General features: G+C 74.3%; 25 protein-coding genes. 5 read left to right on the plus strand and 20 right to left on the minus strand.

The window, feature by feature from the left end:
• Positions 1–3 precede the first annotated feature (3 nt).
• Positions 4–2358: an AAA family ATPase gene (locus tag ACSNOA_RS30405; protein WP_436663192.1), complete on the plus strand. Its 2355-nt coding sequence runs from the start codon at positions 4–6 to the stop codon at positions 2356–2358.
• Between the two features lie 114 nt (positions 2359–2472).
• Here the strand turns inward: ACSNOA_RS30405 and ACSNOA_RS30410 are convergent, their stop codons facing one another.
• From ACSNOA_RS30410 to ACSNOA_RS30500, 19 genes are all read right to left on the minus strand, one after another.
• Positions 2473–2898 carry a gas vesicle protein K gene (locus ACSNOA_RS30410; RefSeq protein ID WP_436663193.1) on the minus strand — a complete coding sequence of 142 codons (426 nt, stop codon included), beginning with the start codon at positions 2896–2898 and terminating at the stop codon, positions 2473–2475.
• Complete coding sequence (locus tag ACSNOA_RS30415; RefSeq protein ID WP_436663194.1) at positions 2895–3155, minus strand: gas vesicle protein; 261 nt, start codon at positions 3153–3155, stop codon at positions 2895–2897. Before ACSNOA_RS30415 ends, ACSNOA_RS30410 begins: the two co-directional genes overlap by 4 nt.
• Before the next feature lie 43 nt (positions 3156–3198).
• Entirely contained in the window at positions 3199–4023 is an 825-nt protein-coding gene (locus ACSNOA_RS30420; RefSeq protein ID WP_436663195.1) for a GvpL/GvpF family gas vesicle protein, read from the minus strand.
• Positions 4007–4384 carry a gas vesicle protein gene (locus ACSNOA_RS30425; protein WP_436663196.1) on the minus strand — a complete coding sequence of 126 codons (378 nt, stop codon included), beginning with the start codon at positions 4382–4384 and terminating at the stop codon, positions 4007–4009. Before ACSNOA_RS30425 ends, ACSNOA_RS30420 begins: the two co-directional genes overlap by 17 nt.
• Complete coding sequence (locus tag ACSNOA_RS30430; protein ID WP_436663198.1) at positions 4384–4731, minus strand: gas vesicle protein; 348 nt, start codon at positions 4729–4731, stop codon at positions 4384–4386. Before ACSNOA_RS30430 ends, ACSNOA_RS30425 begins: the two co-directional genes overlap by 1 nt.
• On the minus strand, positions 4688–5050 hold the full coding sequence (locus ACSNOA_RS30435; RefSeq protein ID WP_436663200.1) for a gas vesicle protein GvpG: 363 nt from the start codon (positions 5048–5050) through the stop codon (positions 4688–4690). The genes ACSNOA_RS30430 and ACSNOA_RS30435 overlap by 44 nt, the downstream gene beginning before the upstream one ends.
• A 3-nt stretch (positions 5051–5053) precedes the next feature.
• Complete coding sequence (locus ACSNOA_RS30440; protein ID WP_436663201.1) at positions 5054–5809, minus strand: GvpL/GvpF family gas vesicle protein; 756 nt, start codon at positions 5807–5809, stop codon at positions 5054–5056.
• A complete protein-coding gene (gvpJ, locus tag ACSNOA_RS30445; protein WP_436663202.1) occupies positions 5802–6236 on the minus strand; it encodes a gas vesicle protein GvpJ in 435 nt (144 codons plus the stop codon). Before gvpJ ends, ACSNOA_RS30440 begins: the two co-directional genes overlap by 8 nt.
• The gene (locus tag ACSNOA_RS30450) at positions 6233–7501 is read right to left on the minus strand and encodes an SRPBCC family protein (protein ID WP_436663425.1); all 1269 of its coding nucleotides are present in this window, start codon (positions 7499–7501) and stop codon (positions 6233–6235) included. Before ACSNOA_RS30450 ends, gvpJ begins: the two co-directional genes overlap by 4 nt.
• 2 nt (positions 7502–7503) lie before the next feature.
• On the minus strand, positions 7504–7911 hold the full coding sequence (locus ACSNOA_RS30455) for a hypothetical protein (RefSeq protein WP_436663203.1): 408 nt from the start codon (positions 7909–7911) through the stop codon (positions 7504–7506).
• Between the two features lie 287 nt (positions 7912–8198).
• Positions 8199–8708, minus strand: a complete 510-nt coding sequence (locus ACSNOA_RS30460) for a GNAT family N-acetyltransferase (protein WP_436663205.1) — start codon at positions 8706–8708, stop codon at positions 8199–8201.
• A gap of 102 nt (positions 8709–8810) precedes the next feature.
• On the minus strand, positions 8811–9656 hold the full coding sequence (locus ACSNOA_RS30465; RefSeq protein ID WP_436663206.1) for a hypothetical protein: 846 nt from the start codon (positions 9654–9656) through the stop codon (positions 8811–8813).
• A 31-nt stretch (positions 9657–9687) separates the two neighbouring features.
• Complete coding sequence (locus ACSNOA_RS30470) at positions 9688–10410, minus strand: DUF3618 domain-containing protein (RefSeq protein ID WP_436663207.1); 723 nt, start codon at positions 10408–10410, stop codon at positions 9688–9690.
• A gap of 22 nt (positions 10411–10432) precedes the next feature.
• Positions 10433–10825, minus strand: a complete 393-nt coding sequence (locus ACSNOA_RS30475) for a phage holin family protein (RefSeq protein WP_436663208.1) — start codon at positions 10823–10825, stop codon at positions 10433–10435.
• Positions 10822–11514 (minus strand): hypothetical protein, encoded by a 693-nt coding sequence (locus ACSNOA_RS30480; RefSeq protein ID WP_436663209.1) that lies wholly within the window; start codon positions 11512–11514, stop codon positions 10822–10824. The genes ACSNOA_RS30475 and ACSNOA_RS30480 overlap by 4 nt, the downstream gene beginning before the upstream one ends.
• Positions 11515–11858: 344 nt before the next feature.
• Positions 11859–12302: a DUF3263 domain-containing protein gene (locus tag ACSNOA_RS30485; RefSeq protein ID WP_436663210.1), complete on the minus strand. Its 444-nt coding sequence runs from the start codon at positions 12300–12302 to the stop codon at positions 11859–11861.
• 223 nt (positions 12303–12525) lie between these two features.
• Positions 12526–13545, minus strand: coding sequence for an ABC transporter permease subunit (locus ACSNOA_RS30490; RefSeq protein WP_436663212.1), 1020 nt, complete (start codon positions 13543–13545; stop codon positions 12526–12528).
• Positions 13542–14552, minus strand: a complete 1011-nt coding sequence (locus ACSNOA_RS30495; RefSeq protein ID WP_436663213.1) for an ATP-binding cassette domain-containing protein — start codon at positions 14550–14552, stop codon at positions 13542–13544. The genes ACSNOA_RS30490 and ACSNOA_RS30495 overlap by 4 nt, the downstream gene beginning before the upstream one ends.
• Positions 14553–14703: 151 nt before the next feature.
• The gene (locus tag ACSNOA_RS30500) at positions 14704–15489 is read right to left on the minus strand and encodes a DeoR/GlpR family DNA-binding transcription regulator (RefSeq protein WP_436663214.1); all 786 of its coding nucleotides are present in this window, start codon (positions 15487–15489) and stop codon (positions 14704–14706) included.
• Positions 15490–15688: 199 nt separating this feature from the next.
• Here ACSNOA_RS30500 and ACSNOA_RS30505 point away from each other — a divergent pair, with 199 nt between their 5' ends.
• Genes ACSNOA_RS30505 through nagA form a run of 3 tightly spaced genes read left to right on the plus strand, consistent with a single transcriptional unit; the run spans position 15689 to position 18689 of the window.
• Positions 15689–16618 carry an SIS domain-containing protein gene (locus ACSNOA_RS30505; protein ID WP_436663215.1) on the plus strand — a complete coding sequence of 310 codons (930 nt, stop codon included), beginning with the start codon at positions 15689–15691 and terminating at the stop codon, positions 16616–16618.
• Complete coding sequence (locus tag ACSNOA_RS30510; RefSeq protein WP_436663216.1) at positions 16615–17583, plus strand: ROK family protein; 969 nt, start codon at positions 16615–16617, stop codon at positions 17581–17583. Before ACSNOA_RS30505 ends, ACSNOA_RS30510 begins: the two co-directional genes overlap by 4 nt.
• Positions 17580–18689, plus strand: a complete 1110-nt coding sequence (gene nagA, locus ACSNOA_RS30515) for an N-acetylglucosamine-6-phosphate deacetylase (RefSeq protein ID WP_436663217.1) — start codon at positions 17580–17582, stop codon at positions 18687–18689. Before ACSNOA_RS30510 ends, nagA begins: the two co-directional genes overlap by 4 nt.
• A 519-nt stretch (positions 18690–19208) precedes the next feature.
• On the opposite strand, the gene ACSNOA_RS30520 is transcribed toward nagA, so the two are convergent.
• Positions 19209–20435 carry a DUF4032 domain-containing protein gene (locus ACSNOA_RS30520; RefSeq protein ID WP_436663218.1) on the minus strand — a complete coding sequence of 409 codons (1227 nt, stop codon included), beginning with the start codon at positions 20433–20435 and terminating at the stop codon, positions 19209–19211.
• Between the two features lie 68 nt (positions 20436–20503).
• Here ACSNOA_RS30520 and ACSNOA_RS30525 point away from each other — a divergent pair, with 68 nt between their 5' ends.
• Positions 20504–21277: a phosphatase PAP2 family protein gene (locus ACSNOA_RS30525; RefSeq protein WP_436663219.1), complete on the plus strand. Its 774-nt coding sequence runs from the start codon at positions 20504–20506 to the stop codon at positions 21275–21277.
• The last annotated feature ends 7 nt before the right edge of the window (positions 21278–21284 follow it).

Raw genomic sequence — 21284 nt, forward strand, 5'->3', positions numbered from 1 at the left:
GCGGTGGCGCGATCCGACCTGACCCTGACCGCGAGCCTGCGCCCGGCGACCCTCGACGCCCGGCGCGGGGTCGTCCGGCTGCACCCGGAGGTGCTGGCCGCCCTGGGTCTGCGCCCGGGTGATCCGGTCCGGCTCGCCGGCCGGCGGGTGACCGCCGGGGTCGTGGCGCCCGCCGGGCCGGAGGCGAGCGCCGCGCTGCTCCACGCCGACGACCTGACGCTGGGCAACCTCGGCGTCCGCGACGGCGGTCAGGTGACGGTGACACCGATCCCGGTGACCGCCGCGACCCGCGTCACCCTCGCCGGGCCGGTGGAGATCGTGGCCGCCGTGAGCCCGGAGATGCTCCGGCTGGCCCTGCTCGGCAAGGTGGTCACCGCCGGGGACGAGGTGTCCCTGCTGCCCCAGGACGTGCTGCCGGACGCGTCGGTCCGCAGCCTCGTCGAGGCGGCCCGGCGCAGCCTGGCCAACCGGGTCGGGTACGCCTGGACGAGCACCCTGCTCACCGTGGTCGCCGCCGAGCCGGCGGGCGGCGCGCTGGTCACCATGGACACCCTGGTCGGGTGGGAGCACGGGCCCGTGACCCACGGCTCGGCCACCCTCGCGTCGGCGACCGCCGCCGGACCGCCGGGCGGATCGGGCGCGGGCGGCGCGGCGTCCGGCAGTGGCGCCGGTGCGGGTACGGGCGCGGCGGTCCCGTCCGGCGCCGGCACGACGGCCGGCCCCGGTGCGGGCGCGGTCGCCCTTCCCGGCGCGGGCGCCGTCGAGGCCGCGGAGCCCGTGGACGCGCCCGCGGTCGACGAGCTGCCCGGGCTGCGGGCCCAGGCCGACGAGCTGACCGAGCTGCTCGACCTCGGCTTCCATCACCGGGAGGTGCTGGGCCGGCTGGGCACGAGCGTCTCGCTCGGTGTGCTGGTCGGCGGCCCGGCCGGGTCCGGCAAGTCGGCCCTCGTCCGGGCCGTGGCCGCCCGGGTCGGGGCGCGCATCTGCGCGCTGTGGGCCCCGGAGGTCGCCGCGCTCACCAACCAGGCGGCCGCGGACCGGCTGCGCGCCGCGGCGGCCGCCGTGCGTACGGACGGGCCGGCCGTCCTGCTCGTCACCGACGTGGAGGCGCTCGCCCCGGCCGACGAGCCGGGGCCGGTCGCCACCGTGTTCCGCCAGGTGATCGCCGAGGCGGTCCGAGCCGGGGCGGCGGTGGTCTGCACGACCGGCCGGCCGGAGGCCGTCGACCCGGCACTGCGGGCGCCCGACCTGCTCTCCCTGCGGATCAGCATCCCGCTGCCCGACCCGGCGCTGCGCCGGGAACAGCTCACCGTGCTCACGCGCCAGGTGCCGCTCGCCGACGACGTCCGGCTCGACGAGATCGCCGGCCGGACGCCGGGCTTCGTGGCGGCCGACCTGGCGGCGCTGGTCCGCGAGGCCGGCGTACGGGCCGCTCTGCGGCAGAAGACGGCGTCGACGCCGACCGTGACGATGGCGGACTTCGCGGCCGCGCTGGAGGTCGTCCGGCCCACCACGATGGCCGCGTCCACCCTGGAACTCGCCACCGTGACCCTCAAGGACGTGGGTGACCTCGTCGAGGTGAAGCAGACGCTCACCGAGTCGGTGCTCTGGCCGCTGACGTACCCGGACACGTTCGCCCGGCTCGGGGTGCAGCCGCCGCGAGGGGTGTTGCTCTACGGGCCGCCCGGCTGCGGCAAGACGTACCTGGTGACCGCGCTGGCCGGCTCGGGCCGCGCCAACGTGCTGTCGGTGAAGGGCGCCGAACTGCTCTCCAAGTGGGTCGGCGAGAGCGAGCGGGCGGTGCGCGAGCTGTTCCGGCGGGCCCGGGAGGCCGCGCCCACGCTGATCTTCCTCGACGAGGTGGACGCGCTCGCCCCCGTACGCGGCCAGGCCAGCGACGGCGGTACGACGGACCGGGTGGTGGCCGCGCTCCTCACCGAGCTGGACGGGGTGGAGGCGCTGCGCAACGTGGTGGTGGTCGGCGCCACCAACCGGCCGGACCTGGTCGATCCGGCGCTGCTGCGGCCTGGGCGGCTGGAGCGGCTCGTGTACGTGCCGCCGCCGGACGGCGCGGCGCGGGCCGAGATCCTCCGGGCCGCGGCCCGCAACGTCCCGCTGGCACCCGACGTGGACCTCGCGGGGCTCGGCGCCGAGCTGGAGGGCTTCTCGGCCGCGGACTGCGCGGCGCTGGTACGCGAGGCGGCGCTGGCCGCCATGCGCGAGTCGTTGAGCGCCACGACGGTGACCGCCACCCACGTCGCCACGGCCCGCCACCGCGTCCGCCCGTCCCTGAATCCCGCCCAGCTGGCCCACCTGGCCGCCTACGCGGCAACCCACGAACCCCCTCCGATCCCGTGATCATGAAGTTATCGGCGCGACACGCCGACGAACGCGCCGATAACTTCATGATCACCGCGCCGGGCCGCGCCGGGCCGGGCCGGGCCGGGGCGGGCCGGAACGGGCGCGGAGGGGTCAGTCTGTGGGGAGGAGGGGGCCCAGGGGGCCAAGGTCCAGGTTGAGGTCCTCGGGGGCCAGACCGAAGTGCTCGCGCAGCCCCGTCATCTGCTCCTCCAGCGCCATCAGCGTCACACCGATGCGCTCGATCTGCTCGTCGGAGAGGTCCCCCAGCTCGACCCGGCGCAGGGCCTGCCGTTCCATGAGCTGGCGGAGCAGCTCGATGACGGTGAGCACGAGGCTGGCGAGCCCCCGTTCGACGGAGTCGCGGTCCACGGCGAGCCGGCGGTCCAGCGGGGTCACCCGGGGCGGGCGCCACTGCGGCGCGTCGAGCGCCGCGACCAGCTCGGCCGCCTCGAGCGGACCCTCGGCCGCGGGGGCGGGACGCTTGCCGTCCGCCCCGTCCCGACGCGCGGGCCCCGGGCCCGTTCCCCCCGCCGTCACCCGAACTCCCCGACCGGTTCGGGACCCGCGCCGGGCCCCGGCACCTCCCCCGGCTCCGGCGGTGCGAGCGCGCCGACGGACGCGATGAGGGCGCGCAGCGAGATCCGGACGAGGTCCACGTCGGCGATGGCCAGCGTGATGTCGCCGGTGACCACCACGCCCGTGGCCAGCACCCGGTCGAGCAGGTCGACCAGGGCGACCGGCCGGTAGGCCAGCGGGTCGTCCGCGCTGCTCGGGGCGAGCGAGGTGGTCACCATGTCGACCCCCACCCACCGGGCGCCGCCCGGCCCTGCCCGGCCGTCAGCACGCCGGCTCCCGGACGAGCGCGGGCTCCGCCGGCCGCTCCGCCACGAAGGAGTACGGCGGCCACGGGCCGGTCAACTCCAGGCGCAGCTCCGGATGGCGGGCGCCGAGCGCCTCCACGAGCCCCGCGAAGCCGGCCAGCGCCTCGGTGTCCACGAGGTACGCCCCGTTGAGCGCCATGGCGGTGGAGGCCCCCGAGAGCCGGCGGTCCTGCGGAGGGTGCCGGCGGGCGGCCACCGCGTGCCGGGCCAGCGCCTCGTGCACGGCGGCCGCGGCGGCAGCGGCCACCCGCTGCCCGTCCTCCCGCGCGTCGAGCTGGGCCCGGCGCCGCCGCAGGTACGCGGCGCCCGCCCCGCCCGGGCCCGCGGTCTCCTCGACCTGTGGCGTCGCACCCGGCACCACGTACCCCTTCACGCCCCACTCGCGGCGGCCGGTGAGCCGGTCGAGCAGGGCGACCAGCTCGGTGCGGCGGGCGGCGAGCGAGGCGGCCACCCGGTCGTCGTCGTGGTGCACGGTGGCCAGCCGGGCCGGCACCACGGCGCCGGCGCGGGCGAGCGCGTCCACCACCCGGTGGTGCGCCCGGGCCGCCCGCTCCAGCCAGGCGAGGTCCTCGAGGTTGCGCCGCAACGCCTCCTCGCCGTACTCGGCGAGCGGGACGCCGCTCACCACCGCCGCGAGGCCGTCCGCCCGGACCGGACGGACCGGCTCGCCGACCATCCCGGGCAGGGCCGTCAGCACCCCGAGATCCGCCTCGCGCACGACGCCGTGCAGCCAGCGGCCCGTGCCGGCCGCGACGGCGTCGCGGTCAACCGTCGAACTCATCCCACACCTCCCGTCCGGCGTCGCTCCGCTCTGCCCGGGCCGCGACCCGGGGGCGGCGTTCGGCCTCCACCTCCTCCGGGTCGCGCGGTCCGGGTTCGACGGGCGGGCGGGCCCGGGAGCTGAGCCAGGGGTCGTGCTCCCACCAGTCGATGCCGATCTGACGTGCGGTGTCGACCGAGGCGATGACCAGCCGGAGCTTCAGCGTCAGCAGCTCGATGTCGAGCAGGCTCACCCGGATGTCACCGGCGATCACGATGCCCCGGTCGAGCACCCGCTCCAGGATGTCGCCGAGGTTGGCCGGCTCGTGCCCGGCCGGCAGGACCTGGCCGGAGTTCTGCACCACCGACGGCATGCTGCTCATCAGCCCACCTCGCCCTTCCCCCGCTGGTAGCGCCGCACCCGGCGGTAGCCGAGCAGGGCGCCGTCGACGTCGAGTTGCACCTCGTAGAGACCGAGCAGGTCGGTGGAGGCGGGGATGCGGCGGTCCTCGACGACCTCCACACCGACCAGCCAGCCGTCCCGCACCGCCTTCAGCGAGGTGGTGCCGACCGGTTCACGACCGGTCAGCTCGACGATCTGCCGCAACCCCTCGCGGGCCGCCTCGGCGGCCGAGATCGGCTCGACGTACTCCTCGTCGTCGACCCACTCGTCCTCGGGCTCCGGTTCACGCCGGCGTTCCCGGTCGCCGTCGCCGCGGATCCGATCCATCGCGTACACCTCCCCCACCATTGCGTCGCCGCACCGGCTGCGCCCGCCGGGCCGGGGCCGGGCGGCCCCGACCCTCGGCGGGCGCCGGTCGTGCGGGCGCGCCGGTCAGTCGTGCCAGGACCTGCTGCTGCCGCGCGTCCCGCTCCTGCGGGGACAGCTCGCCGGCGGCCGCCGCGGCGTCCAGCTCCTCCAGCTCCCGGCGGATGTTGGTCGGGCTGTACAGCTGCGACTCGGCCTCCCGGGCGATCACCCGGACGACCGCGGTGAGCCCGCGCACCGGCGCGTAGGGCAGGGTCAGCAGCGTCCAGAGGATGTCCACCGCTCACTCCGCGAACTGGTGCGCGCTCACGAAGTCGTACGGCGCGAGCGGGCCGAGCAGCCGCATCTGGACGAGATCCCGCCGCTGCTCCGCGAACTCCTCGAGGGCGTCGACGAAGTCGTTCTCCTGGTCGGCGTCGACCAGGAAGGCGGCGTTCACCGCGTCCAGCTCGTTGCTCGGCGGCCGGGCGAGGCTGGACACGGCGAGCGGGCCGAGGGTGTCGAGCAGCGCGCGGTTCTCCGCCTCCCGCCGCAGCTCCACCGCCTGGCTGATGATCTCGCCGAGGCGGATGCGTTGCTCCCGGGTGGTCTCCTCCGGCTGCCCCCGCACCTGGTCGGCGAGGTCGGCGGCGCCCGGGTTGTCCTCCAGCACGCTCTGGATGAGCGCGGACTCCTCGTAGCGACCGTGGACGACGTACTGGACCTGCCCCTCCAGGTCGTCAAGCGCCGCGGCGAAACGGTCACCGTGCGCGTCGAGCAGGTCTTCCACCGCGTCCGGCCCGGTGACCACCGTGCCGAAGCGGACCGGCAGCACCGGCGCCACCGTGGCCGTGCCGTCGAGCAGTTCCTGGTACGCCGTGAGGTCCGCGGGCCGACCGAGCGCCCCCTCCAGCGGCACCTCGCTCACGAGGGCGGCCACCCGTCCGCGCCGGACGACGGTCACCTCGCCGGGCGGGTCGCCGACCCCGGACGCATCCGGGGTCGGCTCCACGTCGGACGGCACGATGCCGTAGATGAACAAGCCACGCTCCTCAGTCATCCGACCGCTCCTCGTCCCGGCGGCGGCGCCGGGGCCGGTCCCGATCCCGGTCGGAGCCGAGTTCGCCGACGGCGTCGCGGACCGCGCCGCCGATCGCCCCGACCGTCTTGCCCAGGCCGGAGGCCGCCTTGCCGGCGGTCACCGCTCCCGTGGCCCCCTGCACGAGGTCGGGGAGCCCCTTCTGGTTCTTGGGCGTGATGTCGAGGCGGTCGACCGCCTGCGCGAACCGCAGGTACGTCTCGACGCTCGCCACGACCACCCGTGCATTGATCTCCAACAGCTGGATGCCGACGACCGCCACCGAGACCTGGGCGTCGATGACCACGCCCTTGTCGAGCACGGTCTCCACGACGTCGGCCAGCCCCGACGACGATCCGCTCCGCTGCAGGGCGCTGCCTGCCTGGCCGTCCGTGGCCGCGATGCTCACTGCTCCGACTCCTCTCGACGACGACGGACGACGGGACGGCGCGGAGGCTGCGGCGCGCGGCGCGGCCGCGGCTCCTCACCGGCCTCCGGCTCCTCCCGGGGCCGGGCGCGGCGGGCCCGCTCCGGGGCACGTCGACGCGCGGGACGCGGCTCCTCGGGCTCCTCCGCCTCCTCCTCGTCCTCGTCGTAGCCCTCGTCGTACTCGTCCTCGTACTCGTCGTAGTCCTCGTCGGCGGGACGGCGGCGCGCCGGCCGGCGACGGGCGCGGGCGGCGGGCCGGGCCCGTTCCCGGCGGGGCTCCTCCTCGCCGGGTTCCTCCTCGGCGTGCTCCTCCGGCTCCTCCGGCTCCTCCCGGCCTCCGGTCGGCCGCTCCCGCCGCGGGCGCTCGGGCTGCTGGCGCTCCTGCTGCTCCTGCTCCTCGCGCTCCTGCTCCTCGCGTACGGCCGTGTCGTGGTCCTTGACCACCCGCGAGTCCTCGATCTCGCCGCGCCAGCCCTGCACGGAGTCCGGGTCGATGGCGGTGTGCGTCATCACGTGCCGGACGAAGTGCTTCAGTTCCAGCCGCGCGCGGCGCCCCTGGGCGCGCCACAGGTTGCCGGTGTGCTCGAAGAGGCCCTGCGGGTGGTACTCGAGGACGACGAGGATCCGCGTCAGGTTGGGAGCCACCTCGTGGAAGGTGACCGTGCCGTCTACCGAGCCCTTCTCGCCCTTCGACCGCCAGTGGATGAGTCGGTCCGGGATCTGCCGGACGATCGTCGACTCCCAGGTGCGGTGCGACCAGAAGACCTGCGCCTTCCAGGTGAGCTTCTCGTCGGACTCGGTGTCGACGTTCTCGACCTTCTTCATGAAGCTGGGGAAGTCGCCGAACTGGGTCCACTGGTCGTACGCGACCCGGACCGGCACGCCGACCTCGATCGTCTCGACGATGTTGGTCACCTTGAGCTTCTTGCCGCCGCCCTTGCCGCCCTTGCGCCTGCCGAGCGCCGACATCACCTTCTCCTTACCGCCGGCCACGCCGGCGTGGATCATCGCCTTCACCGGGGACTCGCCCTTGGCCATCCGCTGCGCGCCGGTGGCGGCGGCGATGAGGCCCGGCCCTCCGCCCTGCTTGGCGTACTCGCTGAGGCGGTCGGTCGCGCCGGTGACCTTCTCGGTGACCATCGAGGTCGCCCGCTCACCGAGCGCGCCGGCAAGGTTCTTCACCTCGTCGACGAGATGGCCACGGATCTTCTCGCCCAGCCCGCCGCTGCTCGGGTTCGGTGCCATGCTCACCGCCCCCGCCGCTGGCCGGACTCGGCCGGCTCGGCGTCCCGGTCCGACGGCTGCGCGCCGTCGTCGCCGCCGGACGACTGCCCACTGCCCCCGCCGGAGCGCCGGCGCAGGCTGTCGGCCGAGTCGCGCAGCTTGCCGCTGAGCGCGTCGATGCTGTTGCCGGCCGCGGCGGTGGCCGCCGCCTTACCGGCCATGGCCAGCGGGCCGCCGAGGCGGCCCAGGTTGGCCGCGTGGGGGGAGGACTGCAACAGCTCCGCGCCGCGCTTCAACAGCCCACCCGGGTGCATGCTGGCCCGGCCGGCGGCCACGGCCGCGGCGAGGGCGAGGGCGGTACGCAGTTTCCGGCGACGACCGATCAGATAGCCGAGACCCGCTGCGAGTCCGATTCGTGCTCCCGTGTTCATCGATTCTCCTTCGCTCCCCCGCGGTCCGGACGCCTGCTCGCCGTCGGGGCCGAGGAAGGGCCCGTGACCGACGAGCACGGGACCTTTTCTCTGGCGTCCCGTTTTGGCGGACCCGGCGGGCAGTACCCCACGGCACCATCGCGAAACCGCATCCGCAATTTCCCGGAAAGCGCGCGGCCAGCAATTCCGAAAAGCAGACGATCATCCCGCCAAAACGGACGATCGGGCATGGAGTGGCAGGCCAGGTGCCGTAAGGCGACAGCCAGAGAGGGATTTCGTGAATCGGATCAGAGGGCTGGCGGCGTCGAATCGAGACAGATTTCCGCGTGCACCTTGTCGCCCTCGTAACGCAATCTCGCGCCGCATTTTTCGAGAACGTGGACGGCGCTGGCGTTGTCCCGTGTGGTCTCCGCCACGACCGCGCGCATCCCGGCCGCCGCCGCCTCGTTCAACAGCTCGCGGAGGGCGGCACCGCCCACACCCTGCCCGCGTGCCGAACGGCCCAGCCACATGCCGGCCTCGACGGTGCCGGGCTCGTCGCGGCAGGTCATCCGGACCATCCCGACCACCTCGACACCGGTCAGGATGGCGTACATCTGGGTCCGGGTCGGGCCGGCCAGACCGCCGAAGCTCGCCCGGTGGAACTCCCGGAACGCCTCGCGGCGCGCGAGCGACCAGCCGGCGGGGGCCTCCACGGGCGGCATGACGTCGCCGGGCTCCGCCTCGGCGGCCGCTACGGAGAGCAACGGCTCGAGGTTCCGCTCGTCCACCGGCTCCAGCCGGACCGTACCCGCCACGTGCCGGAGTCTGCCGGCCCTACCGGGAGAAGTCCACCCCATCCGGCCGGTACTGGCGGTCCGTCGACAGGTACCAGCCGGTCGGTCGGGATGTGTGCCAGATCACGCTCCGTTGTCGCCCGGGTCGAACTCGCAGAGCACCACCGACGCGTCGTCCGCGCGCTTGTGCCGGCGCAGCCGGTCGGGCAGGTCCCGCTCGGCCGCCCGCACCCGGCCGATGAGCGCGCCCGGACCCTCGGCGGTCACCACGTCCACAAGACCCGCCCAGTCGAGGAGACCGAACTGTTCGACGGCGCTGGACGCGCCGTCGCTGAGCAGCACCGCGCGGCGCAGCGCACCGGGACCGCGCAGCGGCACGCTGCCGGTGACGGCGTGGTACGCCGCGTCCGGATCGGCGGCGGCCACCCAGTAGCCGTGCGTCCGGTTCATCCGCTCCCGCTGCACGGCGACGGCCTGCCGGAACCGGGTGGCCCGGTCCTCCGACGGCCCGGCCGGCACGGTCGCCACCGTACGGCGCAGGTCCGCCATCGCGGCGTCCAGCCGGTCGTCGGTGACCACGGTGATCCGGCCGCCCGCGTCCAGCACCAGGGGGCTGTCGCAGAGCACCAGGTAGTCCGCCCGGTCACCGCCCTCGCGCAAGAGGCACACCGTGCTGGACGGTGTGCCGGGATGGTCGAGGTCGCACCGGTCCGCGTGGTCGGCGCGTACCCCGAGGATCGCGGCGGCCAGGTTGCTCATGAGCGTGGCCGCCGGACGGGCCGCCTCGGCGAGACCGATCCGGGCGGCCAGGTGTCGCACGTACCACTCGGGGCCGTGCACGCACCCGGTGTCGAAACCCTCGGGCACGGTGGCGCCGTCGAGGACACCGACGAGCGGGCCGAACCGGAACACCAGGTCCTCGTTCGCGTCCCGCCCGGGTGCCGGAGCGGAGGCGGAGCGGACCCGCATCAACGGAGACCGCCCCACCGCCCGCAACGGCTCAACGCCGGAGCTCACCGGCCGCCTCGCGTGCCTGTCCCCCCACGTCGTGGGCGGCCGAACGGCCCTCCTGACCGATGGCGGACAGACCCTTCACCGCGCTCGAACCGACCGACCGGGCCGCGTCCTGCGCGAACCCGCGCATGTCCTTGCCGATGTTCTGGCCCACCTGGGTGGCCTGGTGGCGGACCTGCTGGCGAAGCTGGTCCGAGTGCCCGCCCACCATGTCGCGGGCCTGCCCGGCCAACTGCCGCTCCTGCCGGGTCGGCGGGATCAGCGAGGAGATGAGCAGCCCGGCGCCGAAGGCGATCAGACCGACCGCCAGCGGGTTGCCGTGCGCCTGCTCCCGGGACTGCTGTCCCAGCGACCGCGCCTCGTTGCGCACCGAGTCGGCCGCGGAGGACATCCGCTGGCCGGCCTGGTTACCCATGTTGCGCATCGAGTCGGTCGCCTGACCGCCCATGTGCCGCATCGAGTCGGTGGCCTGACCGCCCTTCTGCCGCATCGAGTCGGTGGCGTGCGACATCCGCTGGCCGGCGCCGTGTCCGTCCTGTCTGCCCATCACCTTCTCCTTCATCCGGCTGAACGCGCCCCGAGCCTGGTCGACCCGGTCACCGGCGAGCCGTCGCGGGTTGACCCTGTCGGTCAGCGCGTCGACGTCGCTGCTCAGCTCGTTGCGTGTCTGCTCGATCTGCTGCCGGATCTGTTCCGGATCGCTCGACATCGTCTGCTCCCTCCCGGCCCGGTCACCGGCCGCGCAAGGCGTCCGGTACCTGCCGCGCGGTCTGTTGCGTACGGGGCAGCACCCCGCGGAACTGCCGCAGCTTCTTCCGACCCATGACGGCCAGAACGGCGGTGATCACCAACCACACGGCCGCCACGATCAGTGCCGCCCAGCCCTGGTCCATCACGTTGGACAGACCCCACCAGGCCGCGTACGAGATGAAGAGCACGGTCAGGAAACCGCCCAGCGCGGCGCCGGCGAACATGCCGCCGGCCTTGCCGGCCTGGGTCGCCTCCTCGCGCAGCTCGGCCTTGGCCAGGTCGATCTCCTGGCGCACCAGCGTCGACATGTTGCGGGTCACGTCACCCACGAGGTCGCCGACCGACTGGGTGCGCTCCTTCTCCGGGGCGCTCACGGTGCCACCCCGCCCGGGACGCCCGGATCCTGCCGGTCCGGGGGCAGGTTCGTACGCGCGGCCCCACCGTACGGTGTGTCACCGCTGTACGGTGTGTCACCGCTGTACGGTGTGCCGCCGGCGTACGGCGCTTCGACCGTCCGCTCGTACGGCTGCGTCGTCGGCCGACCCATCTGGCCACCGGGCTGCTGCCCGTCGCCCGACGACTTCATGTTCCGGGTGAGTCGACCCGCCAGGAGCCCGGCCAGCGTAGCGCCGGCGAGGAACGACGCGGGATGCTGCCGCGCGTAGTCACGCACGTCGTTCAGCAGGTCGCGAGGCTCGTTCTCGTCGATCCAGCCGGCAGCCCGGTCCACCACGCCCGCGGCGCGGCGCACGACCTGACCGGCCAGCCCCGCGTCGCCGCTCTGGTCGGCCATCGAGACGAGCTGACGGCCCATGCCGCGCAGCCCCTCGGCCACCTGGTGCTTCTGCGCCCGGGCCTGGTCGCGCAGCTCCATACCGGCCTCACCCGTCAGGTGCCGCGCCTGCTGCCGCGCCTGGTCGGCCACGTGCCGGCCCTGCTCCGCAGCGGCGTGCCCGATCTGCCCGCCAGCGTGCACGGCCTGCTTTCCGACCTGGGACGCCTCCTGCCGGGCCCGCTCGGTGGTGCTGCCACCCGGCGGTCTGTTCTGGTTGATCGCCGTCATCGCGCACTCCCTTCATCGGCCCCAGGCCACGGTGCGGCCCGGAACACCACCCGCCTACCCGCCCGGTTCGGCGACATTCGTGGTCCGCGGGCTACCCGACCGCACCACGGGAACGGGATCCGGCCAGCTCGCGCGGGTCGTCGATAGGTGGCCGTGTCCGGCGCGGACCGGACGTCGGGCGGCAACCGGCAGCCGGCGGCCAGACCGGACGGACGGCAACCGGCCGAGGGCGACGGGTCCGCAGTGGTCGGCCCATACCGCCCGAACCGGCGCGTCGCGCCAGGGCCTCCGAAACGCCGCACGGTGGGCGGGCGGACGCGCCGCGGACGAAGCGAACGGAGTGTTCAGCGGCGGCGGTTGCGGGCGCGCGAGGAACGCAGCCGGCGGAGCCGGCCGACGAGCACCGGCTCGGCGGCGAGCGCGGCCGGATTGTCGAGCAGCGCGTTCAACAACTGGTAGTAGCGCGTGGCGGAGAGGCCGAACGCGTCCCGGATGGCCTGTTCCTTGGCACCGGCGTGGCGCCACCACTGCTGCTCGAAGGCGAGGATGGCCCGTTCCCGTTCGGTGAGCCCGGCGCCCGCCGCGGCCACGGGGACGGGAGCGGGAGCGGCCCCGCCGGCCGGGTCGGGCTCGCCGTCGGGCACCGCCTCGGCGGCCGGCGCGGAACGGGGCGGCGGGACCGGCCCGGCCCCGGCCCGGGCACCGCGCGCGGCGCTCGCGTCCGGCGCCGTGTCGGGGACGTCGGTGGGCGGCTCGGCGGCGGCCGGGGCGGCGTCGGCAGGCTGCATGGCGCTCCTCGGACGGGCGGCCGGCACGGCGACGCCGACCGGGGGGATCCTCAGCCTAACCAGGGCGGACGCGTGTCGCATCCGACGTCACGGCGGCATCGACGGCGGCTCGCGACGCCGCCGGGCAGCACCGCCGGGCAGCACCGCCGGACGCGCCACGGCCGGGGCGCCACCGGGTGCCCCCGGTGATCGACCCCGGCCGTCGGCCGTCGCGTCCGGACGGTCAGGAGACGTCCCGGCGGCGCATCGCCCAGAGGGCCACGCCGAGGATCAGCACGACGCCGACCCCCAGCAGCAGAGAGGAGTGCTGCCAGGTGACGTCGAACGTCGCCGGCTTGCACTCACCCGTGTAGGTGGCGTTGCACGCGTCCCAGTTCTGGAGTGTCACCTTCTTCTGCATCCAGGCCAGGGCGTACGTCGGCAACAGCCACGCCTCCACGAACTTCGCGCCCGCCATCTCGAGCAGGATGCCCAGCCCGAACTGGCCCACCACCATGACGGCGACCACGCCGCCCAGAGCCATCGCGGTGTGCCGGCCCAGCGAGGCCAAGGCGAAGCCCACCGTCGTGGCGGCGAGCACCAGCACCACCCCGCGCAGCCCGGTCAGCGCGAACGACTGCCAGACCCCCGAGGTCACCTTCTCGGTGCTGCCCCGGAACACGCCGACCGCCCAGAACCCGGCGAACCAGAGCACGGCGGCGGGCAGGGTGACCGCGAGCAGGCCGGTGAGCAGCGCCGCCAGCTTGCTCAGCAGTACGGTGAGCCGCCGGGGCCGCCACAGCAGGAGGTTCATCATCCCGCCGGTGCTCCACTCCGCGCCGACGAAGGACGCGCCCACCACGAACCCCACGAGGGCCAGGATCGCCGCGAAGGGCACCAGCGTCTCCGCGAAGCTCTCCTTGAAGTCGAACGTCGACGGCAGGAACCACTGGGACTCGAACGCCTCGCGGGGCGGGGGCTGGATCATGGCGCAGTCCGGCGGGTAGCGGTGGGTGTCGTCCGCCTTCCCCGCGGCCTTGTCCTGCTCACACGAGGCCCGCTCCTGCTGGGCGTAGCGGACCTGCTCCTCGTACTGCTGCTCGGCCTGGCGGTCCGCCTTCGCCCGTACCGTGTCGTCGATCTTCTGGTTGGTGAAGAACGTCCCCACCAGGACCGCGGCCAGCACCAGCAGACCGAGCAGCGTCATGTAGCGGGCGAAACGCCGCTTGGCCAGCCGGCGCAGCTCCGTACGGTAGAGGCTCACGCGCCCCGCCCCCCTCCGGTGGCGCCGGACTGCTCCGCCCCACCGACCTTCGTGGACTGGTCGACCTGCCGGTGCTGGCCGGGCACCGGCGCCGTGGCCGTCAACTCGAGGAAGACGCTCTCCAGGTCGACGGCGACCGGGGCCAGCTCGCTCACGTAGAGACCCTGCTCGGCGAGGAGCCGCGTCACGGCGGCCGGCTTGTCGACGCCGGCGAGCATCAGGTGGTCGGGGTGCCCGGTGACCCGGATCCCGGCGCGGGTGAGCGTGTCGGTTGCCGCCGGCAGGTCGGCGGCGGCCTCCAGACGGATCCGGACGGCGCCGGAGGAGTGCTGGGCGAGCACCTCGTCGACGGGCCCGAAGGCCACCCGCCGGCCCAGCGAGATGATCGTGACCGAGTCGCAGATCAGCTGGATCTCGCCGAGGATGTGGCTGGAGAGCACCACCGTCATGCCGGACTCGGCGAGGTTGCGCATGAGCGAACGCATCTCGCGGATGCCGCCCGGGTCGAGGCCGTTGGCCGGCTCGTCGAGGATCAGCAGCTTCGGGTTCTTGAGCAGGGCGGAGGCGACGGCGAGCCGCTGCTTCATGCCGAGCGAGTACGTCTTGACCCGCTCACCGCCCCGGTCCCGGAGCCCGACCAGCTCCAGCACCTCGTCGACCCGGGCGGCCGGCACCTCGCCGGCGGACGCCAGCAGGGACAGCGTGTCCCGGGCGGTGAAGTGCGGAAAGAACTGCGGGCTCTCCACGATGGCGCCGACCTGGCCGGCCACGGCCGGCAGCGCCGCGGGCACCTCGTTGCCGAGGATGGCCATCCGGCCGCCGTCGGGCCGGATCAGCCCGAGCAGCGTACGCAGCGTGGTGGTCTTGCCCGACCCGTTGGGGCCGAGGAAGCCGTGCACCTGGCCGGCGTCGACGCGCATGTCGAAACCGTCGAGCGCGTTGCGGGTGCCGCGTCGGCGGCTCTTGTAGGTCTTCCGTAGACCTTCGATCTCCAGGACAGCTGGCAAGCTGCACCTCCCCCGATGGTGGGCGTGACAGCGGACACCATACGCGGTATGCAGCCCCACGCAATACCCGGTATGCAGTGACGCGCCGGAGGTGTGTCTAACGGGGGTGATCGATCACGCTGTGTGAGCGTGACGCCTTGCGGCGAGCCGGTCAGGCGCAGACCACGTGCACGCCGGCCGCGCGGAACGCCTCCACCACCTCCGGGTTGGCGCCGGAGTCGGTGACCAGCGTCTCCACCCGGTCCACCGGGCAGATCCGGGCGAACGCGTGACCACCCAGTTTGGACGAGTCAGCGATGATCACGACCCGCTTGGCCCGGGCCACCATGAGGTTGTTCATGGCCGCCTCACCCTCGTGGTGGGCGGCCGCGCCGAGCTGCGGATCGATGGCGTCGACACCGAGCAGCGCGACGTCCAGCGTGACCTCGCGCAGCAGCGCCCCGCCCAGCGGGCCGACCAGCTCGAACGACTTCGGCCGGACCACCCCGCCGGCCACCACGACCTTCATCCGCGAGCGGACGAGCAGCTCGTTGGCGATGTTCAGGGCGTTCGTCACGACCGTGAGCTGGGCACCCTCGGCGCTCGTGTTCAGATCCGGACGCACCGCCAGGGCGCGCGCCACCTCCGTGCTCGTGGTGCCGCCGTTGAGGCCGACCACGGTGCCGGGCGACACCAGCGCCGCGGCGGCCGCCCCGATCCGCTGCTTCTCGGCGGAGTGCTTCGCGGTCTTGTAGCGCAGCGGGAGGTCGTACGAGACGCCGTTGGCCACGGCGCCACCGCGCGTACGCGTGATCATCTGTTGCTGGGCGAGCTGGTCGAAGTCGCGCCGGATGGTCGCCTGGGAGACGTCCAGCCGCCCGGCGGCCTCCTCCACGCTGACCCGGCCACTGTCGGTCAGCATCTCGAGCAGGGCGTTCCATCTGGCGTACCGGTCCACCTCGGGGGCCCTCCCAGCGACTGCACGATCGGTGATTGATTGCGTGCACAGTAGTGCGCGAAACTACGAGGGCGCAAAACTCTGCCCTGCTCGAACCGCCCGCCGGTTGCCACGACCACCCCGCTTCGCGCAGAATGACGCGCGAAAGACGGGTGTAACGAGCCGTATTGCGCACGGCCACCCTCTGCGAGGAGTTCTCATGGCGTACGTCGACGCGGAGATCGCGAGCCAGCCCGACTGCTGGCGCAGGGCGGCGGATCTCGTCGCCGGCGTACGCGCGGACCTGCCGGCACCGGGCGAGCGGGTCGCCGTCGTCGGGTGCGGCACGTCGTGGTTCATGGCCATGGCGTACGCGGCGCTGCGCGAGCAGGCCGGCCAGGGCGAGACGGACGCCTTCCAGGCCTCGGAGTTCCCGGCCGGCCGCCGCTACGACCGGCTGGTCGCCATCACCCGCTCGGGCACCACCACCGAGGTCGTGGAGCTGCTCGGCGCGCTGCGCGGGCAGCTGCCGACGACGGCCCTCGTGGGCGACCCCGGCTCACCGGCGGTGCGGCTGGCCGACGCCGCCGTCACCATGCCCTTCGCCGACGAGCGCTCGGTGGTGCAGACCCGCTTCGCGACCTCCGCGCTGGCCCTGCTCCGCGCCCACCTCGGCGAGAACGTCGAGGCGCTGGCCGCCGACGCGGAGGTCGCCGTCCGCGCCCCGCTGCCGATCGAGCCGACCCGGATCGAGCAGGTCACCTTCCTCGGTCGCGGGTGGACGGTCGGGCTCGCGCAGGAGGCCGCGCTGAAGTGCCGCGAGGCGGCCACCTTCTGGGCGGAGGCGTACCCCGCCATGGACTACCGGCACGGCCCCATCTCGATCGCGGCGCCGGGCCGCCTGGTGTGGGCGTTCGGCACGCTTCCCGAGGGCCTGCCGGAGGACGTGGCGGCGACCGGCGCGGCCTTCGTCCACAGTCGCACCCATGGCTGCCGTACGACGCTCGGCGACTGGTCGGCCGGCCGGACCCCGCTGGACCCGATGGCCGACCTGATCCTGGCGCAGCGGTTCGCCGTCGCACTCGCCACGAGCCGGGGCCTCGACCCGGACGCGCCCCGTCACCTGACCCGGTCCGTGGTGCTGGCGTGAGCCTGCGCACCACCGGGCACCGCAGGAGCGGCGACGTCGTCGTCGCGCTCGACGTCGGGGGCACCGGCATGAAGTGCGCCCTGGTCCGGCCGGACGGGGGCGTCGTGCACGCCGAACGCCACCCGACCGGCGCGGCACGCGGCCCCGAGGCGGTGGTCGACACCATTCTGGAGGTCGCCGAGGGGCTCGCCGGCAAGGCACGCTCCTACGGCCGCGCCCCGGTCGCCGTGGGCATCGCCGTTCCCGGGGTGGTCGACGAGGCGCGCGGCGTGGCGGTGTGGTCGGCGAACGTCGGCTTCCGGGACGTACCGCTGCGGGACCTGGTCGTGGCCCGGCTCGGCCTGCCCACGGCGCTCGGTCACGACGTACGCGCCGGCGGTCTCGCCGAGGCCCGGCTCGGCGCCGGTCGTGGCGCCCGGCACGTGCTCTTCGTGGCCATCGGCACCGGCATCGCGGCCGCGCACGTGGTCGACGGCTCGGCCAGCGTCGGCGCGCACGGGGCGGCCGGCGAGATCGGGCACATCCTGGTCCGTCCCGGCGGCCCGCGCTGCGGGTGCGGCCGCCCCGGCTGCCTGGAGGCGGTGGCGTCGGCCGCGGCGGTCGGCCGCCGCTACGCCGAGCTCGCCGGCGCTCCGGCGACCGCCGCCGAGGTGGCCGAGCGGGCCGCCGCGGGTGAGCCCCTCGCGGCGCAGGTGTGGCAGGAGACCGTCGAGGCGTTGGCCGACGGGCTCGCCAGCGGGCAGGCGCTGTTCGACGTCGACACGATCGTCGTCGGAGGCGGGCTCGCCCAGGCCGGCGCGCTGCTGCTGGACCCGCTGCGCGCGGCGCTCCACGAGCGGATGACCTTCCACCGGGAGCCGCGCCTCGTCGCGGCGGCCCTCGGCGACGAGGCCGGCTGCCTCGGCGCCGCCCTGCTGGCACTCGACGCCGCGGGTGGCGTCCGGAGTTCGATGGAGGAGCGATGACCCAGCGGGTGAACGGCAAGGTGGTGACCCCGACCGGCGTCATCCGGCAGGGCTGCGTCGAGTGGGACGGTGAGCGCATCACGGCCGTGGCGGAGTACCCGTCGGTCCGCGACGGGCACTGGATCCTGCCCGGCTTCGTGGACATGCACACCCACGGCGGCGGGGGGCACACCTTCACGACCGGTGACGCCGACGAGGCCCGCCAGGCGGCCGACTTCCACCTCCGGCACGGCACGACCACGCTCCTGGCCAGTCTGGTCAGCTCGCCGTTCGACCTGATGCGCGCGGCCACCGCCGCGTACCGCCCGCTCGTGCAGGAGGGGGTGCTGGCCGGCATCCACTTCGAGGGGCCGTACCTCTCGGCCGCCCGGTGCGGCGCGCAGAACCCGGAGTTTCTGCGCGACCCGTCCATCGAGGAGCTGACCGAGCTCGTCGAGCTGGGCGGCGGCGCGATCCGGATGGTGACGCTGGCGCCCGAGCGGGACGGCGCGCTCGAGGCGGTGAAGCTGCTGACCGCCCGCCGGGTGGTGGCCGCCGTCGGGCACACCGACGCCACGTACGACGAGACCCGCGCGGCCATCGCCGCGGGCGCGAGCGTCGGCACCCACCTGTTCAACGGGATGCGGCCGGTGCACCACCGCGAGCCGGGCCCCGTGGTGGCCCTGCTGGACGCGCCGAACGTCGTGTGCGAGCTGGTGGCCGACGGGGTGCACCTGCACGACGGGATGCTGACCTTCGCCACCTCGGTGGCCGGTCCGGAGCGGGCCGCCCTCATCACCGACGCGATGGCCGCGGCCGGCATGGCCGACGGCGAGTACGAGCTGGGCGGCCAGGCGGTGACCGTGGCCCACGGGGTGGCCCGGCTGACGGAGGGCGGCGCGATCGCCGGCAGCACGCTCACCATGGACGCGGCGCTGCGGCACGCGGTCGCCGCCGGCATCCCGATGGCGGACGCCGTCCGGATGGTGGCCACCACCCCGGCCCGGGCCATCGGGCTCGGCGACCGGGTCGGGGCCCTACAGGTCGGCCTGCGCGCCGACCTCCTGGTGCTGGACGACGACCTCAACGTGGTACGGGTGCTGCGCGGCGGCTCCTGGCAGGAGTGAGCGCGTCCCGCACCGCTCCCGGTCCTCCTCGGACTCTTCCAGGTCTTCCTCCGCCTCCGGCCCTCGCTCGGGAGCAGATCACGTCGGCGCGTCCTGTCGAGCTGCCCCAGATCTGGGGCGTCCGTCTCAGGTCGGGCGCCCCCTGCCCTGTCGAGCTGCCCAAATCTGCGGCACCCGCTCGCTCCACAGCGGACACCTCCCGCCCTGTCGAGCTGCCCCAAACCTGGGGCATGCGTTTCAGGGCGGGCGTCCCTGTCCTGTCGAGCTGCCCCAGATCTGGGGCATCCGCTTCAGGACACCTCCTGTCGGTTGCAGGTCGTTGCGCCGCACGGCCCGGCCCGCGGCGCGCCCGCGAGTGCCGGCGCCCCAGGGCGCCACAAGCCGGCGCAAGGCACCCACGGCTCGGTGCCCCATTTCTGGGGCAGCTCGACAGGGCGGCGAGTAGGTCCTTGTCCTTCAGATCTGAATCGTCTGCGTCAGCAAACTCCGACCAGGCCGCCCCGGCGCCGGAGCCTGCCCTCAGCCGGCGGCGGTGGGGATCTCGACGCCGAGCACCGCCTGCTCGTCGGGGCGGTGCACCAGCACGTCCGCGAGGTACGACTGCACGGCCGGCGCCATGCCCACGTCCCGGCCGGCGCGCTCGGAGAGCAGCCACTTGTGCTCGATGATCTGCGCGAACAGCTCCTGCGGCTCCAGCTTGCGCCGCAGGTGCGCCGGCACCGCGCGGACCACCGGCTCGAAGACCTCCGTCAACCACCGGTGCGCGGCCTGCTGCTCGTCGGTGAGGTCGCTCTCGGCCCGGTAGGCGTCCAGGTCGTTGAGCAGCTTCCGGGCCTGGTTCTCCTCGGCGTCCAGGCCGGTGAGCCGCAACAGCCGGCGGGTGTGGTACCCGGCGTCGACGACCTTCGGGCGCACCAGGTAGCGCCCGTCGTCGATGGTCGACACCGCAATCTCCGCGACGTCGAACCCGAGCTCGTTGAGCCGGCGGATGCGGCTGTCGATGTCGTGCCGCGCCTCCCGCTCGATCTGCTGCTCGTAGGTGATCTCGTGCCACAGCCGCTCGTAGCGCTGCACCACCTCCTCGCAGACCACCTCCGGGTCGATCGACTCGTGCAGCAGCCCGGCGGCCTGGAGGTCCAGCGCCTCGCCGAAGATGTTCACCCGGGCGATCTCCAGGTCCTCACCGCGCTGGCCGTTCGAGAGCGAGTTGCGCAGCGCCCCCGTCTCGGCGTCGACCAGGTACGCCGCGAACGCTCCGGCGTCCCGCCGGAACAGCGTGTTCGACAGGGAGCAGTCCCCCCAGAAGAAGCCGGTGAGGTGCATCCGGACCAGCAGCGCGGCGAGCGCGTCGAGCAGGCGGCCCATGGTCTCCGGCCGCAGCGTGTGCGAGAAGAGCGCTCGGTAGGGCAGGGAGAACTGGAGGTGCCGGGTGATGAGCACCGGGTCCAGCGGCTCGCCGTCGTCGGTCTGCCGGTCGGCGACGATCGCCACCGCCTCCACCGCCGGGAAGTCGATCCGCTCCAGTGCCCGGAGCAGGTCGTACTCCCGCTCGGCTACCCGCTCACCGGTCTCCTTGACGGCGTACACGTAGTCGCCGAGGCGGACGAAGCGGACGATGTGCCGGGAGATGCCCTGCGGCAGCGCCACCAGGTGGTGGGCAGGCCACTCCTCCAGCGGGGTCGACCAGGGCAGGTCGAGCAGCGCCGGGTCCACGAGAGCAGACGTGATCCGCACGGGGACAAGCATGACCCGTCCCCCCGGCGAAGCGCTTCCCATCGTGGCTGGGCCCACACGGGCCCCGGTAGCGTGGTCGGGTGCGAGAGACCACGGTGGTACGCGGCGCGGTGCGTCTGCGCCCGGTGCGCCCGGCCGGGTGGTGGTACGACGTCGCCCTGCTCGCCGCGCTGGTCGGGCTGACCGTGGCGCTCGCCGCCGACCAGTTGTTCGGCGTCGACCGGGCGGTGGCGGACTGGGCGGAGGACCACCGGCCGGCGGTCGCGTACTGGGTGGCCCGCGTACTGAACCTGCTCGGGCAGGGCACCCCGCTCACGCTCATCGCGGCCGGGCTCGGCGTGCTCGTGGCGGTGCGGGTGCGCTCGGTCCGGCCCGTCCTGCCGCCGGTCGTCGCCTTCGTGTTCACCACCTTCACCATCGGGCCGCTGAAGGTGTGGACCGCCCGGCCGGCGCCCAGCGCCAGCATCAAGGAGCCGTTCCTGCCTCCCGACCAGACCCTGCCCCTTTTCCAGCAGGACCTGCCGGTGCGCTTCGCCCAGTCGTACCCGTCGGGGCACGTGGCCAACGCGATCGTCTGGTACGGCGTGCTCGCGCTGCTGCTCGTGCCGCTGCTGCGCACCTACGGGCGGACCGTCCCGCCCCGGCTCGTCGTCGCCGTCCGCGTGCTGCCGCCGCTCGTGGTGCTCTGCACCACCACGTACCTGGGCTGGCACTGGCTCACCGACTCGGTGGCCGGGCTGCTGCTCGGGCTGCTGCTGGACCGGCTGCTGCACCGGGTGCCGTGGGACGACGTACCGCTGCCGGCCCGGTTGCCCGGGTCGGCCCGTACCTCGTTGTTCACCTCCGGCCCGTAGCCTGCCC

It is taken from the genome of Micromonospora sp. URMC 103, assembly GCF_051386435.1.
In the GTDB taxonomy this organism is placed as follows: Bacteria; Actinomycetota; Actinomycetes; order Mycobacteriales; family Micromonosporaceae; genus Micromonospora.

Coding starts and splice junctions, on each gene's coding strand:
- ACSNOA_RS30415 (WP_436663194.1), bottom strand. CDS start 3,155: ATGGTGACCACCTCGCTCGCCCCGAGCAGCGCGGACGACCCGCTGGCC.
- ACSNOA_RS30480 (WP_436663209.1), bottom strand. CDS start 11,514: ATGACGGCGATCAACCAGAACAGACCGCCGGGTGGCAGCACCACCGAG.
- ACSNOA_RS30505 (WP_436663215.1), top strand. CDS start 15,689: ATGGCGTACGTCGACGCGGAGATCGCGAGCCAGCCCGACTGCTGGCGC.
- ACSNOA_RS30420 (WP_436663195.1), bottom strand. CDS start 4,023: ATGAGTTCGACGGTTGACCGCGACGCCGTCGCGGCCGGCACGGGCCGC.
- ACSNOA_RS30465 (WP_436663206.1), bottom strand. CDS start 9,656: ATGCGGGTCCGCTCCGCCTCCGCTCCGGCACCCGGGCGGGACGCGAAC.
- ACSNOA_RS30430 (WP_436663198.1), bottom strand. CDS start 4,731: ATGGATCGGATCCGCGGCGACGGCGACCGGGAACGCCGGCGTGAACCG.
- ACSNOA_RS30520 (WP_436663218.1), bottom strand. CDS start 20,435: ATGCTTGTCCCCGTGCGGATCACGTCTGCTCTCGTGGACCCGGCGCTG.
- ACSNOA_RS30450 (WP_436663425.1), bottom strand. CDS start 7,501: ATGGCACCGAACCCGAGCAGCGGCGGGCTGGGCGAGAAGATCCGTGGC.
- ACSNOA_RS30485 (WP_436663210.1), bottom strand. CDS start 12,302: ATGCAGCCTGCCGACGCCGCCCCGGCCGCCGCCGAGCCGCCCACCGAC.
- ACSNOA_RS30440 (WP_436663201.1), bottom strand. CDS start 5,809: ATGACTGAGGAGCGTGGCTTGTTCATCTACGGCATCGTGCCGTCCGAC.
- ACSNOA_RS30455 (WP_436663203.1), bottom strand. CDS start 7,911: ATGAACACGGGAGCACGAATCGGACTCGCAGCGGGTCTCGGCTATCTG.
- ACSNOA_RS30470 (WP_436663207.1), bottom strand. CDS start 10,410: ATGTCGAGCGATCCGGAACAGATCCGGCAGCAGATCGAGCAGACACGC.
- nagA (WP_436663217.1), top strand. CDS start 17,580: ATGACCCAGCGGGTGAACGGCAAGGTGGTGACCCCGACCGGCGTCATC.
- ACSNOA_RS30425 (WP_436663196.1), bottom strand. CDS start 4,384: ATGAGCAGCATGCCGTCGGTGGTGCAGAACTCCGGCCAGGTCCTGCCG.